Source organism: Bradyrhizobium sp. WYCCWR 12699 (assembly GCF_032144035.1).
In the GTDB taxonomy this organism is placed as follows: domain Bacteria; phylum Pseudomonadota; class Alphaproteobacteria; order Rhizobiales; family Xanthobacteraceae; genus Bradyrhizobium.
This window is the reverse complement of record NZ_JAVTJN010000032.1, coordinates 471,276-487,500: the sequence shown is the minus strand read 5'-3', so window position 1 is coordinate 487,500 and position 16,225 is coordinate 471,276. Positions and strand designations below refer to the sequence as shown.

General features: G+C 64.5%; 16 protein-coding genes (1 of these 16 running past the window's edge). 6 read left to right on the top strand and 10 right to left on the bottom strand.

Annotated elements, in window-relative coordinates:
* Positions 1-650, bottom strand: partial view of a TRAP transporter substrate-binding protein gene (locus tag RPS27_RS17145; RefSeq protein WP_212065912.1) — the 5' portion only. 442 nt of this gene lie to the left of the window's left edge; only the first 650 of its 1,092 coding nucleotides appear in the window; the start codon lies at positions 648-650; the stop codon falls past the left edge of the window.
* Positions 651-963: 313 nt separating this feature from the next.
* The gene (locus RPS27_RS17140) at positions 964-2,055 is read right to left on the bottom strand and encodes a TRAP transporter substrate-binding protein (RefSeq protein WP_212065913.1); all 1,092 of its coding nucleotides are present in this window, start codon (positions 2,053-2,055) and stop codon (positions 964-966) included.
* A 284-nt stretch (positions 2,056-2,339) separates the two neighbouring features.
* Here RPS27_RS17140 and RPS27_RS17135 point away from each other — a divergent pair, with 284 nt between their 5' ends.
* Positions 2,340-3,425 (top strand): SDR family oxidoreductase, encoded by a 1,086-nt coding sequence (locus RPS27_RS17135; RefSeq protein WP_212065914.1) that lies wholly within the window; start codon positions 2,340-2,342, stop codon positions 3,423-3,425.
* Positions 3,426-3,551: 126 nt separating this feature from the next.
* Here the strand turns inward: RPS27_RS17135 and RPS27_RS17130 are convergent, their stop codons facing one another.
* From RPS27_RS17130 to RPS27_RS17115, 4 genes are all read right to left on the bottom strand, one after another.
* Positions 3,552-4,865, bottom strand: coding sequence for an NAD(P)H-dependent oxidoreductase (locus RPS27_RS17130; protein ID WP_212065915.1), 1,314 nt, complete (start codon positions 4,863-4,865; stop codon positions 3,552-3,554).
* A 163-nt stretch (positions 4,866-5,028) separates the two neighbouring features.
* Complete coding sequence (locus RPS27_RS17125; RefSeq protein WP_063197681.1) at positions 5,029-5,829, bottom strand: phytanoyl-CoA dioxygenase family protein; 801 nt, start codon at positions 5,827-5,829, stop codon at positions 5,029-5,031.
* Between the two features lie 135 nt (positions 5,830-5,964).
* Entirely contained in the window at positions 5,965-6,639 is a 675-nt protein-coding gene (locus tag RPS27_RS17120; RefSeq protein WP_212065917.1) for a GntR family transcriptional regulator, read from the bottom strand.
* Positions 6,640-6,823: 184 nt separating this feature from the next.
* Positions 6,824-7,681 (bottom strand): sigma-70 family RNA polymerase sigma factor, encoded by an 858-nt coding sequence (locus RPS27_RS17115; protein WP_211418665.1) that lies wholly within the window; start codon positions 7,679-7,681, stop codon positions 6,824-6,826.
* Between the two features lie 99 nt (positions 7,682-7,780).
* Between RPS27_RS17115 and RPS27_RS17110 the strand changes: the two genes are divergently transcribed.
* On the top strand, positions 7,781-8,236 hold the full coding sequence (locus RPS27_RS17110; RefSeq protein WP_194405879.1) for a carboxymuconolactone decarboxylase family protein: 456 nt from the start codon (positions 7,781-7,783) through the stop codon (positions 8,234-8,236).
* Positions 8,237-8,303: 67 nt separating this feature from the next.
* Here RPS27_RS17110 and RPS27_RS17105 read toward each other — a convergent pair whose 3' ends face one another.
* The gene (locus tag RPS27_RS17105; RefSeq protein ID WP_212065918.1) at positions 8,304-9,116 is read right to left on the bottom strand and encodes an alpha/beta fold hydrolase; all 813 of its coding nucleotides are present in this window, start codon (positions 9,114-9,116) and stop codon (positions 8,304-8,306) included.
* Between the two features lie 2 nt (positions 9,117-9,118).
* Positions 9,119-9,937: an alpha/beta fold hydrolase gene (locus tag RPS27_RS17100; protein ID WP_212065919.1), complete on the bottom strand. Its 819-nt coding sequence runs from the start codon at positions 9,935-9,937 to the stop codon at positions 9,119-9,121.
* 137 nt (positions 9,938-10,074) lie between these two features.
* Between RPS27_RS17100 and RPS27_RS17095 the strand changes: the two genes are divergently transcribed.
* Positions 10,075-10,617, top strand: coding sequence for a methylated-DNA--[protein]-cysteine S-methyltransferase (locus RPS27_RS17095; protein WP_194405882.1), 543 nt, complete (start codon positions 10,075-10,077; stop codon positions 10,615-10,617).
* A gap of 141 nt (positions 10,618-10,758) precedes the next feature.
* Here RPS27_RS17095 and RPS27_RS17090 read toward each other — a convergent pair whose 3' ends face one another.
* Together RPS27_RS17090 and RPS27_RS17085 are read right to left on the bottom strand one after the other, a co-directional pair.
* A complete protein-coding gene (locus RPS27_RS17090) occupies positions 10,759-12,303 on the bottom strand; it encodes an acyl-CoA synthetase (protein ID WP_212065920.1) in 1,545 nt (514 codons plus the stop codon).
* 116 nt (positions 12,304-12,419) lie between these two features.
* Positions 12,420-13,592, bottom strand: coding sequence for an acetyl-CoA C-acetyltransferase (locus RPS27_RS17085; RefSeq protein ID WP_212065921.1), 1,173 nt, complete (start codon positions 13,590-13,592; stop codon positions 12,420-12,422).
* Positions 13,593-13,802: 210 nt separating this feature from the next.
* Between RPS27_RS17085 and RPS27_RS17080 the strand changes: the two genes are divergently transcribed.
* From RPS27_RS17080 to RPS27_RS17070, 3 genes are all read left to right on the top strand, one after another.
* Positions 13,803-14,405, top strand: a complete 603-nt coding sequence (locus RPS27_RS17080) for a TetR family transcriptional regulator (RefSeq protein WP_249131628.1) — start codon at positions 13,803-13,805, stop codon at positions 14,403-14,405.
* Positions 14,406-14,459: 54 nt separating this feature from the next.
* Positions 14,460-15,218, top strand: a complete 759-nt coding sequence (locus RPS27_RS17075) for an SDR family NAD(P)-dependent oxidoreductase (protein WP_128954145.1) — start codon at positions 14,460-14,462, stop codon at positions 15,216-15,218.
* 186 nt (positions 15,219-15,404) lie between these two features.
* Positions 15,405-16,211: an enoyl-CoA hydratase/isomerase family protein gene (locus RPS27_RS17070; protein WP_212065923.1), complete on the top strand. Its 807-nt coding sequence runs from the start codon at positions 15,405-15,407 to the stop codon at positions 16,209-16,211.
* The last annotated feature ends 14 nt before the right edge of the window (positions 16,212-16,225 follow it).

Genomic DNA, 16,225 nt, shown 5'->3' with positions numbered 1-16,225 from the left:
CCGACCCACTCCGCCGCGTCGATCGTGCCCTTCTCCAGCGCGGGATAGATGTCGCCGGCCGCGATCTGCTGCGGCACGCCACCGAGTTTTGCGATGATGGTGCCGGCGAAGCCGCCGACCCGGAATTTCAGGCCTTTGAGATCGTCGATGGTCTTGATCTCCTTGCGAAACCAGCCGCCCATCTGGGCACCGGTCGAGCCCGTCGGCACGCTGATCGTATTGTACTCCTTCAGGAGATCGTTGAGCATGTCCTGGCCGCCGTTCCATATCAGCCAGGAAATGTGTTGGCGCGTGTTGAGACCGAACGGCAGCGACGTGCCGAAGGTGAACGCCGGGTTCTTGCCCCAATAATAATAGAGCGCCGTATTGCCCATCTCGACAGTGCCGTTCGAGACGGCGTCGAGCACTTGCAGGCCCGGCACGAGCTCACCGGCCGCAAAGGGCTGGATCTGGAATCGATTGTCGGTGATCTCGGCAACGCGCTTGCAGAAATATTCGCAGCCGCCATAGAGCGTATCGAGCGATTTCGGCCAGCTTGCGGCCAACCGCCATTTCACTTCGGGCATCGATTGTGCGATAGCCGGCGCGGCCACCGCTGTGCTCGCAGCGAGACCGGCGCCCGTTGCCTTCAGGAAATCACGACGTTTCATGCGTATCCCTCCAATGTGCCGATTGCTCGACTTAGGGAACGATCTTGCTGTCGTTTTGGCTTCGCCGATAACCGACGTTGTTTTGTGACGATAGGAATTACCCGGCGGCCCTTGAGGGCTTCTTCGTGGATTCCGTGCGTTGCGGCTCCGGTGGCGAGGATGGCGGGTCGTCTTCCGATAATCAAGCGTTGTCAGATCGCTCGCAGTTGCGAAGGCAGCGATCCCGCCGATGTCTGCGAGAGCTGCGCTCAACGGAAGAAGCCCCGGAGCTATCCCCGGGGCTTCTCCGACTTTAGTCGAGGAGGCGGTGACCTTACGTCTTGGCCCGCATCCGCGCCATGAAGCCGTCGAAGCTGAGCTCGGCGACCTGGGTCCAGGGCAGCGAGTCGTTCTTGAAAGCATTCATGCTGGCGAGCATCTTGCCGAAATGCGGGTTGGTCTTGGAGAGGTCGGCATAGATCTCGTTAGACGCGTTGTAGCAGGCTTCGAGCACCTCCTGGGGGAAGGCCTTGAGAATGGCGCCACCCACAATGAGCCGCTTCAGGGCCGGAGCGTTCACTGCGTCATACTTTCCGGTGATCCAGGTGAAGGTGTCGCGAGACGCCGCGTCGATCGCCGCCTGGTAGTGCTTGGGCAGCGAATTCCACTTTTCGATATTCATGATGTTGTGGCCCTGGCTCGTGCCTTCCCACCAGCCGGGATAATAGTAGTACTTAGCCACTTTCGCGAAACCGAGCTTTTCATCGTCGTAGGGACCGACCCATTCGGCCGCGTCGATCGTGCCCTTCTCGAGCGCCGGGTAGATGTCGCCGCCGGCCAGTTGCTGCGGCACGCAGCCGAGCTTGGCGAGAATGGTGCCGGCAAAGCCGCCGATACGCATCTTCAGGCCCTTGAGATCGTCGATCGATTTGATCTCCTTTCTGAACCAGCCGCCCATCTGCGCGCCGGTCGAGCCGGTCGGAATGCCGTAGACGTTGTACTCCTTGAGGAGGTCGTTGACGAGTTCTTGCCCGCCGCCCCAGAGCAGCCAGGAGATCTGCTGGCGCGTGTTCAAGCCGAACGGCAGCGCGGTGGCGAAGGTGAAGGCGGGGTTCTTGCCCCAATAGTAATAAAGCGCGGTGTTGCCGATCTCGACGGTGCCGTTTGATACGGCGTCCAGGACCTGCAGGCCGGGGACGATCTCGCCGGCTGCAAACGGCTGAATCTGAAACTTGTTGTCGGTGATGGCGGCTACTTGCTTGCAGAAATATTCACAGCCGCCGTAGAGCGTATCGAGCGACTTCGGCCAGCTCGTGGCATAGCGCCACTTGATCTCGGGGGAGCTTTGCGCGATCGCGGGCGCGGCGACGGTGGTGCTGGCGGCCAGGCTGGCGCCCGTCACCTTGAGAAAATCACGACGTTTCATGCGTATCCCTTCCATTGCGTCGATGCGTCGAGCAGAAGCGATCTTGATGTCGTTTCGTCGAGGATCGACGTTCTTTTGTTGAAATGGTCTAGGCGTTCCCGAATGGCCCTGAGGGGGCTCTTGTTGCTGGAATCCGAGCGTTGCGGTTCCGTCAGCAAGGATGACCGTTCGTTACCCGATAATCAAGCGATCTGCATCTCGCGACTGCGAAGCGTGCCAGACACAAGTCGGGACCGTCAGCAGCCTGCTAGACGATGAGGCAATGATCAAAGAGGAAGCGCGCAATGACGGGCAAGAAGGTGGTGGTCGCCGGTGCGACCGGTCTCGTTGGCAACGCCGCCTTGCGGCACTTCGGCGCGTCGGAGCCTTGCGAGATCGTGGCGCTGTCGCGGCGAAGACCGCGCAACCTCTATGGCGCCCGCCACGTCCCGATTGACCTCACCAGTGCCGCGGATTGCCGCCGCGCGGCGGCCGAGTTCGCGGGCGCCACCCATCTGGTCTACGCGGCGCTCTACGAAGCGCCGCAGCTCGTCGATGGCTGGCGCGATGAGCAACAGATCAAGATCAACGACCAGATGCTGCGCAACCTGATGGGCGAGCTCGAGCCGGCGGCGCCCGGGCTCAAACATGTCGCCCTGTTGCAGGGGACCAAGGCATACGGCGTCCATGTCCGCCCCCTGACCGTGCCGGCGCGTGAGGGCCGCTCCGAAATGTATGAGCAGCCCAATTTCTATTGGGCCCAGGAAAACTTCCTGCGCGAGCTCCAGAAGGGAAAGGCCTGGCACTGGAGCATTTTGCGCCCCGTCCTGATCGTCGGTCTCGCCATGGGCGGCGCGATGGATCTGATCCCGCCTCTCGGCGTCTACGCCGCGATGCTGCGCGAGCAGGGCCGGCCGCTGGATTTTCCCGGCGGCGCCCCGCGTGTGGGGCAGGCCGTCGATGTCGATCTCCTCGCCCGCGCGATCGCCTGGTCGGGCGAAGCGGGGACGGCGCGGAACGAGGCCTTCAACGTCACCAATGGCGATGTCTTTACCTGGGAAAACATCTGGCCCGCCGTGGCCGACGCGCTGGAGATGAAGCCCGGCAAGCCGGTGCCGCTTTCACTTGCAAAGGAGTATCCGAACTGGATCGACGTTTGGGACGAGCTGCGGGCCAGGCATAACCTCGTCTCGCCCGGTCTCGCCGACTTCGTCGGCCTCTCATTCCAGTACGCCGACTACAGCATGCGCTACGGCCACACGGAATCCGGCCCGCCCTCGATCGTCTCCACCGTGAAGATCAACCGCGCTGGCTTCACCGAGATGATGGACACGGAAGACATGTTCAGGAAGTGGTTTCGGCAAGCGAAGGAAGAGAGGTTGTTGCCGTAACGCTTGTTGTGATGGCGGCGCAACTGTCTCTCCGCAAAAGCCGTCATGCCCGGGCTTGTCCCGGGCATTCCCGTATTTTGCGCCGCAAGGAGGCGTGGATGGCCGGGCCATGACGCCGCGGAGGTCTCACTCCTCCTTCGCGAACGCTGCCTCCATGGCCTTGCGCGTCTTCACCGTCTCGTTGCCGGGATCGAACTCGACATCGCTCCAGCGCACCACCGCGCCGTGCGCGACGTCATGCTTCAGCTTCACGCGGTGGGCGAGGCCAATCGGCAGGGCGCCCGCCTTCAGGCTCGCGGCTGCAGGTACCAGCTTGCCCCACACCGTGTAGCCGCCTTCGCCGTCCAGCATCTCGCCCGCACGCAAATTGCGCTTGGCTACCGCCGCGACGTCGCCGCGGAAGCCGCTCGCCTGTCCGGTCGGCTCGCCGCGCAGCGCCGCCGACAACACCGAGATGTTCAGCTCGAGCCCGATCAGATGATAGGGTTTGTACATCGCCGCATAGCGTCCGCTGGCATCGGTCTTCAGGCCATATTGCCGGAAGCAGTCGGCGGCATAATCGTTCGGCGCCTCCAGCACCACATAGACGCCCCAGCGCAGGTCGCGGAATACCGGCCGGCCGTCTCGCTCGAGCGAGGAGACGACCTCGACCAGGCCGGGTCGGTCCAGCACGCCGCCGCGCGAACGCGGCCGCATGATATGCGGCAGATCGTCGACGCCGCAGGGCGGAAACAGCAGGCCGTCGGCGGGCACGTCGAGCGCGCAGGCATTGGCGATGGCGGCCATCTCGATGGCCGATTTGGTGCCGTCGAGAAACGAGTTGAACATCTGCGGATTCATGCCGGCCGACTGCGCTTCGCCTGCGGTCAGGCCGTAATGATGCCAGACGCCATCAGGCGTCACGTCGTGATACGCCGGCAGATATTTCGTGCCCTTGCCGGCGGCGACCACGCGAAAACCGGTCGCGCGTGCCCAGTCGACCATCTCGGCCGTCAGCGCCGGCTGGTCGCCATAGGCGAGCGAATAGACCACGCCGGCCTTGCGTGCTTCCTCGGCGAGCAGCGGACCTGCCAGCACGTCGGCTTCGACATTCACCATCACGATGTGCTTGCCCGCGGCGATCGCGGCGCGCGCGTGGCGGATCCCAACGGCGGGATTTCCGGTCGCTTCCACCACCACGTCCATCGCGCCGCCGGCAATGGCCCGCGCGCCGTCGTCGGTGAAGACCGTCTTCGCGATGAGCTCGGCACTCCAGCCGACGGTGCGGCACGCCTCGCGCGCGCGCTCGCGGTCGAGATCGACGATGATCGGCACCTCCAGCCCCGGCGTATGCGGCACCTGCGCCAGAAACATCGAGCCGAATTTGCCCGCACCGATCAATGCGACACGGACAGGCTTGCCGGCGGACGCGCGGGCCTGGAGGAGGCGGAAGAGATTCATGGGGGATGTCCTGCGGAGCTATCGTGTCCCCGGACGCGGTGCGGCGCGAAGTGCCGCTCCGCTGAGCCGGGACCTAGAGAGAAAATCATCGATACAGTATGAGCCCCGGCTCTGCAGCGCACCGCTGAAGAAGCGCTGCGCTGCGTCGGGGCACGAGACCTGTCTACTCCGCCGCCTGCCGCGGCGCACGGGCAAGCCGCACCAGCGCATCGTCATCCACCGTCTTGATCGGCGCAAAATCGCGATGGGCGATGTAGTCCGGTCGCGTCGGGGTGCGAATGTAGTTCGAGACCGCATTCAGCGTCAGGTACACGATCTTGCGCGGATAGGGCGTGATGTTGCCTGCCGAGCCATGCACGAGATTGCCGTGGAACATCAGCATGCCGCCGGGCTTGCCGGTCGGCGCGACGATGCCGCCCTGCGCGACGAGCCGCGTCACCGTGGCTTCGTCCAGCGTCCATAGCGGATAGGAGGTGGTGGCGAGGTCGTGCGAGGCCTCGAGATCGCCGGCGTTCTGGCTGCGCGGCACCAGCATCAGGGGTCCGTTGATCGGCATCACCTCGTCGAGGAAGATCGCGATGTTCATCGCCCGCGGCTCCGGCATGCCGTCGTCGCGCTTCCAGGTGCCGTAATCCTGGTGCCATTGCCAGACGTCGCCGGTGAAGGCCGATTTCGCGTTGATCTTGAACTGGTGCATGTAAACAGGCTCGCCGAACAATTGCTCGACCGGGTCGATCATGCGCGGATGGGCGCCGAGGATGCCGAACGCCTCGTTATAGAGATGCGCGGCAAACGCCGTGCGCGGCGCGCCGCTCTTCTCGCGCCAGACTTCCGGCCGGTTGGTGTCGTAGATGCCGACCGCCTCGCGCGCGAGCAGATCGACCTCCTCCTGGGCGAACAGCTCGGGCAGGAACAGCCAGCCCTCGCGGTGGAAGAACTCCAATTGCTCCTGCGACAGTTTCATGGGTCGTCCTCCTTGATTTTGTTTATCTATCTTATCTCTCGTCATGGCCGGGCTTGACCGGGCCATCCACGTCTTTGCTCCACGCTCGAAGAACGTGGATGCCCGGGACAAGCCCGGGCGTGACGGAGGCGGCTGTTACGCCGCCGCCTCCGTCGTCCTCAATCTCTCCTCAGTCATTCGCCCCGCCGTCTGCGCATGCGCCAGCGCCGCGCGCTCGGCCGCGCTCGCATCGCCTGCGAGAATGTGCCCGGCGATCTCCGCGTGCTCCGCCCAGGCGCTGCCGCGATAGTCGAGCTCCGACAGCACCGTCGCCATCGAGCGGCGCATATGCGGCCATTGCGGCGCGATCGTCTCCTCGATCACGGGATTGCCGGCGAGCTGATAGATCGCGCGGTGAAAATCGACGTCGAGCGTGATGAGTTCGGCGAGCTGTGTCGCGCGGTCGATGCGGCCGCCGGCGGCCAGCGCCGCTTCCAAGCGCGCGCGGCCTGTCGCGTCGTATCCCGCGCGCGTCGTCGCAAGCCGCGCGGCGAGCGCATCGATTGCCCCGCGCACCTCGTAGAGCTGGCGGATCCGTGAGGGATCGAGCTGGGTGACCTCGAAGCCGCGCTTGCCGCTTTCGGCGACGAGGCCTTGTCGATGCAGCAGATGCAGCGCGTGCGACACCGGCTGGCGCGACACGCCGAGCCTGTCGGCGAGCTCGTTCTGCCGGATGCGCTGGCCGGGCTCCAGCGTGCGGTCGGTGATCGCCTCGAGGATGCGCGAATAGACCTGGTCGATCAGGTTCGGAAGCGGGTCGAGGGGGATCACGCCGGTAGCTCCGAAAGCCAATGGGAATACGGAATTCCGTATTCGAAGCTACGCTTTGTGAGGTGGGGCGGTCAAGCGGTATCGGAGGGTGACGGAATGACCTCTCGCCTATTCGAGTAAGCCATTGATATTACTAGGCCAGTCTACTGTGCATGGGGTTGTTTTCGCAGAATTGCGCCCAGCCTCAGCCCTCGAGCACCTCCACGTCCAGTGCGGCGACCTGCTCCGGGTCGGCCAACGCCTCGATCCCAACGATACGGTCGTCCCTGAACATCACGCGCAGCGCGATGCGCAGCCGTCCACCGAGGATGACGGCCACTCCGATCTTGCCATCGACCAACGCCGTTCGTGCAGCCTGGGCACGGCCCTTGTAGAGCTGCGCCACCGCGTCCGCGCCGCGGATCTCGGCCAGCGTGCCGAGCCGCACCGCGGCCTGGTCGGCGCGGAAGACGACGTCGGGATCGAGCGCGGCCAGCAGCCCCTCGAAATTGCCCTCGCGCGACGCCTTGAGGAAGGCATCGACGATTGCGCGCTGGCGCGACTGGTCCGTCTCGGGCACCGGCGCGCCCTGCACCCGTCGTCGCGCCCGGCTGGCGAGCTGCCGCGATGCGTCGACCGATCGGCCGACAATCGGCGCGATCTCCTCGAAGGGCACGGCGAACATGTCGTGCAGCACGAAGGCGAGCCGCTCCGCAGGCTGCAGCGTCTCCAGCACGACGAGCAGCGCCGCACCGACGGAGTCAGCCATCTCCGCCTCGCGCAGCGGCCCCTCGTCGGCCGGCTCCGGCACATCCGGGCCCATCGGCTCTTCCTTGCGCGATTTCCGCGCGCGCAGCATGTCGAGGCAGATGCGCGCGACCACGGTGGTGAGCCAGCCGCGGAGGTTCGCGATATCAGACATGTCGTAGCGGCTGACCCGCAGCCAGGCCTCCTGCACGGCATCGTCGACCTCGGCGCGGGAGCCGAGCATCCGGTAGGCCACCGCGCGCAGATGGTCTCTGCTGGCCTCGAATTGCTCAGTGAGAAGATTTTCTTCAGTCATCGGTCACATTCCCTCGTCGCGATCCGTCATCCACATGACGAAGCCAATCCGGCCGATGTGACCGGAACCTTCGAAATTCGAGCGATGGAGACGAAAAAGATGCACGCCCGCATGAATCACCCCGTGATGGTCCTTCCCGAAGCCATGAATGTCTTGCAGTCCCTCGGCAATCTCACCAAGCAGGGCCTGCCGGAAAAGCTTCTGGAATTGGTGCACCTGCGCGCCAGCCAGATCAACGGTTGCAGCGTCTGTGTCGACATGCATCCCAGGATCGCCCGCAAGCTGGGTGAGACTGACGAGCGTCTGTTCGCCGTGTCCGCCTGGCGCGATGCGCCCTATTTCACCGATGCCGAGCGCGCCGCGCTGGCGCTGGCGGAGGCCGTCACGCGTCTTGCCGATCGCGAGGATCCGGTGCCGGATGCGGTCTGGAGCGAGGCCGACAAGCATTTCGACGAACGCGAACTCGCAACGCTGATCCTCTCGATCGCCACCATCAATGTCTGGAACCGGCTGAACGCAGCGATCAAGATGCCGGTCGGCGTGTGGAAGGTATAGGTTTTCTTCCTTCGCCTCTCCCCGCTTGCGGGGAGAGGCCGGCCGTTGGCGCCGACCTCCTTACAAGCTACTCCGCCAAGAACCTGCTCACGACCTCGCCGAAGCCCAGCGGGTCCTGCTCGAACATCCAGTGGCCGGCGTTGGGAATGACCGCCGTCTCAGCTCCCGCGATATGCTCGGCCAGCACGCGCCACATCACCGACAGGCTGCCGGTGGTGGCCCCGCCGCCGATCAGCAGCGTCGGCGTCCGGATCGCCTGCGCATCGTTTAGCGTGTAGGGCCGGCGCTGCTCGTTGATCTGGCCGAGGAAGGTCAGGGCGTTGTCGCGCAGCTGCTGCTTGGCGGCGGCCGGCACCCGGCGCCATGAACCGTCACCCTCGATGCCCTCGTAGAAATTCTGCAGCGCGCCCTCGAGGTCGCCGGCGCGGATCATTTCGACTGAGCGCGCGGTGCGCGCCGCGAGCGGCGGATGTGCGGGCGTGCCTTCGGGCAGCTGCAGGCTGTCGTCGAGATCGCCGCCCGGCTCGGCCAGCACCAATTTGCGCAAGAGGTCAGGCCGTGCCTGCGCCACGCGGAAGGCGATGTGGCCGCCGCGCGAATGGCCCATCAGATCCACAGGTGTAGGCCTCACCTGCTCGATGAACGCGATCACATCGGCGACGTGCTGCGCCATCTTGTAGTCGTCGCCGACGGCGTCCCAATGCTCTGGGAAGAAATGCCGCAGGCTGACCGAGATCACCCGATGGGCCTTCGACAATGGCCCGAGCACCGAATACCAGGTGCGGAAGTCGCCGAGCGTGCCGTGCACGCAGACCAGCGGCGGGCCGCTTCCAACCTCGAGATAGGCCATGTCGTAGTCGTTGACGCGGAATGACTTCATGATCAGCTCGCCAGAAAATCGAGGACGATTTCAGAGTATTTCTGCGGCGCCTGTTCAAACATCGGATGCGTCGCGTTCGGGATGATCGCGGTCTTGGAATAGGGCACATGCGCTGCGAGCGCATGCAGCACCTTTGGCAAGAGGCCCTTGGTCCGCGCGCCCAGGATGAACAGCGTCGGCATCCTGATGGACTCCGCGTCCGCCTTCGAGAAAGGCGGGCGATTGTCGCGGACCTGGCCGATCAGGGTGTAAGCATTGTCGCGCAAATTCTGCTTCACCATGGCCGGCAGCCGCGGCCAGGTGCCGGCGCCTTCTAGCGTGTCGACGAAGACGGCAAGGCCGCCGTCGACATCACTGGCGGCGATCTTCTCGGCCGACGCCGTGAAGCGCGCCAGCAGCGGCGAGGGGCCGCCGACGTAATCCGGATCGAGGCTCGCATCGAGCTCGCCGCCGGGCTCCGCCAGGACGAGCCGGCGCAACAGATCAGGGCGGGCTTGCGCGACGCGGAAGCAGATGTGTCCGCCGCGGGAATGGCCCATCAGGTCGACGGGCCCGAGGTCGAGCGTCTCGATGAAGGCGATGACGTCCTGGACATGCTGGGCGATCGAATAGGTGTCGCCGATGCCGTCCCAGCGTTCCGGAAAGAAATGCCGCAGGCTGACGGCAATCACGCGACGCTGCTGCGTCAGCGGCCCGAGCACGCAGCCCCAGACCCGGAAGTCGTTGAGCGAGCCGTGCACGCAGACCAGCGGCGGCCGGCCTCGGTCTTCGCCCGCGTCGAGATAGGGCATGTCGTAACCGTTGACGTGGAGGCTTTGCATTCGGGACTCACGGGGCAGGCGGAACTGCTGTGCAAGATTCCCGGAAACCGGGTGGATCGCAACTATTTCCAAGCCTAGATTGTGGCTCAGCACACAATGGGGGCATGCGACAAGGACGCTAGCTCAGGAACCAAGCCATGACCGACCAGCATTTTGCCCTGTTCGACACCAGGATCGGCCTCTGCGCCGTCGCCTGGGGCCCGCGCGGCATCAACGGCACGCAATTGCCCATGGGTGGCGAGCAGAAGATCCGCACCCGCATCAGCCAGCGCCACGCTGACGCCGTCGAGACCGAGCCGACCGCGGAGGTGCGAGAGGCGATCGACCGCATCGTCAAGCTGCTCGCGGGCGAGCCGGACGACCTCACCGACATCGAGCTCGATCTCGATGGTGTGCCCGAGTTCAATCGCGGCGTCTACGAGATCGCCCGCGCCATTCCGCCGGGCAAGACCATCACCTATGGCGACATCGCCAAGCAGCTCGGCGGCGTGCAGCTGTCGCGCGATGTCGGCCAGGCGCTCGGCCGCAACCCATGCCCGATCGTGGTGCCCTGCCATCGCGTGCTCGCAGCCGGCAACAAGCCCGGCGGCTTCTCGGCGAATGGCGGCGTGGTGACGAAGCTGAAGATGCTCGAGATCGAAGGCGCGCTGGTGAATCACACGCCGAGTCTGTTTGATTGAGGTTCAAGGTCTCGTGCCCCGGACGCAGTGCGGCACGAAGTGCTGCACTGCTGAGCCAGGGCCCAGCATCTTGGCGAGATGGGTCCCGGCCCTGCGGTGCACCGCTCCGCGGTGCACCGCGTCCGGGACACGAATCCTCTCCTAGATCTTCGCCGTCGTCTTCGGCCAATATTTGTCGCGCAGATGCCGCTTCACCAGCTTGCCGGTCGGCGTGCGCGGCAGCTCGGGCTCGAAATCGATCGAACGCGGGCACTTGATGGCGGAGAGGCGGCCCTTGCAATAGGCGATCAGGTCGGCCTCCAGCGCCTTGCCGGCGCGGCTCATGTCGTGCGGCTGCACCACCGCCTTGACCTCTTCGCCCATTTCCTCGTTCGGGACGCCGAACACCGCGACGTCGGCGACGTCGGGGTGGGTGATCAGCACGTCCTCGGTCTCCTGCGGGTAGATGTTCACGCCGCCGGAAATGATCATGTAGGACTTGCGGTCGGTGAGATAGAGGAAGCCATCCTTGTCGAGGTAGCCGACATCGCCGAGCGTCGACCAGCCCTTGGCGTTGTAGGCCTTCTTCGTCTTCTCGGGGTCGTTGTGATAGGTGAACGCCGGTGCGTCGGCGAAGTAGACCGCGCCGATCTCGCCCGTCGGTTGCTCCTCGTCGTTCTCGTCGAGAATCTTGATCTTGCCGACCACGGCGCGGCCGACGCTGCCGCGATGCGCCAGCCATTCCTTGGAGCTGCAGACCGTGACGCCATTGCCCTCCGAGCCCGCGTAATACTCGATCAGGATCGGCCCCCACCATTCGATCATCTTTGCCTTGACGTCGACCGGACACGGAGCTGCGGCGTGAATGGCGCCCTTGAGCGTGGAGACGTCGTATTTGGTGCGAACGTCGTCCGGCAGCTTCAGCATCCGCACGAACATGGTCGGCACCAGCTGTGATTGCGTGACCTTGTACTTCTCGACCAGCTTCAGGAACTCTTCGGCGTCGAAGTGCTCCATGATGATGGAGGTGCCGCCGAGCACGATTGCCATCATGTTGAAGCGCAAGGGAGCGGCGTGATAGAGCGGCGCCGGCGACAGATAGGTGCTTTCCGCGTTCATGCCGCACATGTCGGCACAGAGCACGCGCAGAAGCGGATTCGGCTCGTCGACCGCCTTGCCCTCGAACGCCTTCTTGACGCCCTTGGGCCGACCGGTGGTGCCTGACGAATACAGCATGTCGTAGCCGGCGACCTCATCGGCAATCGGCGTCACCGGCTGGCTCGCTGCTTCCTTGTCATAGGAGCGGAAGCCTGGCAGTGGCTCGTCCATCATGTAGAAGATCGGCTCGCCGGCGGCGCCCTTGATCAGGCCCTTGATCTGGTCGGCGCATTTCGGCGTGGTGATCACGACCTTGGCGCCGCAATCGGCGATGATGTAGTCGATCTCGTCCTGCTTCAGATAGCGGCTGATCGCGGTATAATAGAGCCCGCTGCGCTGCGCGGCCCAGCACAGCTCCATGAAGGCAAGCCGGTTCTCCATCAACAGCGCGATGTGGTCGCCGGCCTTGAGGCCCAGCGAACGGAACAGGTGCGCGCCCTGGTTCGAGAGCTCGTCGAGCTCGCGATAGGTGATCGCCTTGCCGGTGCCGGCCATCTGGTAGGCGATCTTGTTCGGCGTGGCGCGGGCGTGGACGGAGGGGTGGGTCATGGCGTTTCCTCAAAACGCGAATGGCGAGCAGCGAATGGCGAATAGGGGAGAAGGGCAATCGCTCTTCGCCTACTCACCATTCGCTACTCGCCACTCACTGCTCGCTCTTGTTCTTCTTAGAGTCGTTCGACGATCGTGACGTTGGCCATGCCGCCGCCTTCGCACATGGTCTGCAGGCCATAGCGCTTGCCGCGTTGGTGCAGGGCGTGGACCAGCGTCGTCATCAGCTTGGTGCCGGAGCCGCCGAGCGGATGGCCGAGCGCGATGGCGCCGCCGTTGACGTTGAGACGCTCGGGATCGGCGCCGGTGGTCTTCAGCCAGGCGGTCGGCACCGAGGCAAAGGCCTCGTTGACCTCGAACAGGTCGATGTCGCCGATCTTCATGCCGGCCTTCTCCAGCGCGCGCTTGGTGGCGTGCAGCGGTGCGTCCAGCATGATCACGGGATCGCCGCCCATCATGGTCATGTGATGGATGCGCGCCAGCGGCTTGACGCCGAGCTGCTTCAGGCCCTTTTCATTCACCACCATGACGCCGGAAGCGCCGTCGCAGATCTGGCTGGCACTGGCGGCGCTGAGCTTGCCGTTCTCTGCGATCAGCTTGACGCCCTTGATGCCGTCGAGCGTGACGTCGAAGCGGATGCCTTCGTCGATGTGGTGGGTGTCCTTGGAGCCGTCGGCGCGGGTGATTTCGAGCGGCACGATCTCGTTCTTGAAGTGGCCGGCCTGCGTCGCCGCGATCGCGCGCTGATGGCTGTTGTAGGAATATTGGTCGAGCTCATCCTTGGAGAGGCCGTATCGCTCCGCCATCATCTCGGCGCCGGTGAACTGGCTGAACACGATGTTGGGATATTTCGCTTCGATGCCCGGGCTCTTGTAATTGCCGAAGCCGTTCTTGGCCGGAAGCTGCGAGGACAGGCCCATGGGCACGCGCGTCATCGATTCCACGCCGGCGGCGATCACGACATCCATCGTGCCGGACATCACCGCTTGGGCTGCGAAGTGCAGCGCCTGCTGCGAGGAGCCGCACTGGCGGTCGATCGAGGTGCCCGGCACGCTCTCCGGCAGCTTCGAGGCCATGATCGCGTTGCGCGCGACGTTGTTGGACTGCTCGCCGACCTGCATCACGCAGCCCATGATCACGTCCTCGACCTGGGCGGGATCGACCTTGGTGCGATCGACCAGCTCGTCCAGCACCTTCGCGGCGAGGTCAGCCGGATGCCAGCCGGCGAGGCGGCCCCCCTTGCGCCCGCCGGCGGTACGCGCGGCGGCGACGATGTAAGCCTCGGCCATGTCGGTTTCTCCCTGAATTCTTGCTTGGGTTGGTTGTCGGGGACGGATTTAAGGGACGGGAGATCGTTTAGTCAATCGATCAATTAACTCTTGTGATGAGGCGCTGCTTGGGCTTATCTGCGCCCCGCTTCGAGCGGCAAACAGGGATCTTCCGTGGCGACCAGCGTACCGAACAGGCTCCCCAGCGGGAAGAATTCCACGGCGGAGAAATTGCTCGTGGCCGCGAGCGAGCTGATGATCGAACGCTCCTCGATCGAGATCTCGCTGTCAGACATCGCGCAGAAGTCGGGCGCCAACGCCGCGCTGGTCAAATATCATTTCGGCAACAAGGACGGCCTCCTGCTGGCGCTGCTCGCGCGCGATGCGGCGACCGAAATGTCCAATCTCGAATATTTGCTGGCGCAGCCGATCAATTCGACGGCGAAGCTGAAGCTGCACATCGCCGGCATCATCCGCGCCTATCACCGCTTCCCTTATATGAACCGGCTGATCCACTATCTCCTGCACGAGACCAGCGCGAGCTCGGCCGATGAAGTCTCGAAATTCTTCGTCGCCCCGCTCTTGGATTTCCACCGCCGCCTGCTCGCGGAAGGCGTGAGCCGCGGCGAATTCCGCCAGACCGATCCGGTGCTGTTCTACACCAGCCTGATCGGCGCCTGCGATCATTTGTTCTTCGGACGGCACGCGATGTCCCGCGCGACCGGCGTCGGCCCTGTCACCGACGACGTGTGCCGGCAATATATCAAGCACATGGAAACGCTCATCTGCGGCGGCATCCTCACGCAAGCCGGGGAAGCTGCCGCGGCCGGATAATCCGGCCAATACTCTCAAGTCTAGAGAAGAAACGCCCAAGGAAAGGTGCCTGTCATGGAATTGAAAGACGTAGCCGTTCTCATCACCGGCGGTGGTTCGGGCCTCGGTGAAGCCACCGCTCGCGCCATGGCGGCCAAAGGCGCCAAGATCGGCGTGATCGATCAGAACAAGGAGAACGCCGAGAAGGTCGCTGCCGAGGTGAAGGGCGTCGCGCTCCATGCCGACGTCACCAGCGAGGAGCAGATCAAGGCGGCAATCGCGAAAGCAGAAGCCGCTCATGGTGTCGCGCGCGTGCTGATGAACTGCGCCGGCATCGGCGGCTCGCAGCGCATCGTCGGCCGCGATGGCGTCTATCCGCTGGAAAAGTTCGCGCGCATCATCAACGTCAATCTGATCGGCACGTTCAACTGCCTGCGTCTGTTCGCCGAGCGCCTCGTCACGATCGAGCCCGTCGGCGAAGAGCGCGGTGTCATCATCAACACGGCGTCGGTCGCAGCTTACGAAGGCCAGATCGGCCAAATCGCCTATTCCGCCTCGAAGGGCGGCGTCGTCGGCCTCACCCTACCGGCCGCGCGCGATCTCGCGAGCCAGAAGATCCGCGTCAACACTATCGCGCCCGGCCTGTTCTTCACGCCGCTGCTGATGGGCTTGAACGAGGAGGCCCGCAAGAGCCTGGGCGCCCAGGTGCCGCATCCCTCGCGCCTCGGCGATGCCAAGGAATACGGCGCGCTCGCCGTGCACATCGTCGAGAACGCGATGCTCAACGGCGAAACCATCCGTCTCGACGGTGCGATCCGGATGGCGCCAAGGTAGCTCCTTCCTTCCCCCCTTGTGGGAGAAGGTGGCGCGAAGCGCCGGATGAGGGGATCTCTCCGAGGTCTGATCTGCGGAGACAGACCCCTCACCCAAGCGAGCATGTTGCAACGAGATACGTGCCCTCTCCCACAAGGGGAGAGGGCGCAGTAACAGCCATCTCCCGCGCGGATATAAGAGGCATGCATGTCCCAACCGCTGCTGATCGAGCATGACGATGGCGTTGACAGGGTAACGCTCAATCGTCCCGAACACCTCAACGCGCTCGATCCGGCGCTGATCGACGCGCTCAACGTTTATTTCCAGGGCCTGCAGCGCAATCGCGACACGCGCGTCGTCGTCCTCCGGGGCGCCGGCAAGAATTTCTGCGCCGGCCTGGATCTCAAGGCCGCGATGGCGCGCCGGGCCGGGCAGCAGGAGCCGCCCGGTGTCACGGAGTCGCTGGATTCGCAGCGCCGCATTGCCGACATCGTGATGCTGATGCGGCGCTGCCCGCAGCCGATCCTGGCGCTGGTGCAGGGCGCGGCGGCCGGCGGCGGCTTTGCGCTGGCGCTCGCCTCCGACATCCGCATTGCCTCGAAATCGGCGCGGATGAACTGCGCCTTCATCAAGCTCGGCCTCGGCGGCTGCGACATCGGCACCAGCTATTTCCTGCCGCGGCTGGTCGGCGTGTCCGTCGCGTCGGAACTGATCCTCACCGGACGGTTCATCGGCGCCGAGCGCGCGCTCGCGGTCGGCCTCGTTTCCGAAGTCGTGGACGAGGACAAGCTCAATGAAGCGGCCGAGCCCTATGTCGAGGCGATGATGACGGCTTCGCCCGTGGGCCTGCGTCTCTCCAAGGAGTGCCTCAACATGAGCGTGGATGCCGGGTCGCTGGAAGCCGTGATCGCGATGGAGGATCGCAACCAGGTGCTGTGCAGCCGTTCCGAGGAATTTTCGGAAGGCATCAGGGCCTTCCTTGAGAAGCGAAAGCCTGTCTATATCAAGCGCTGAACCAGAACGATCCG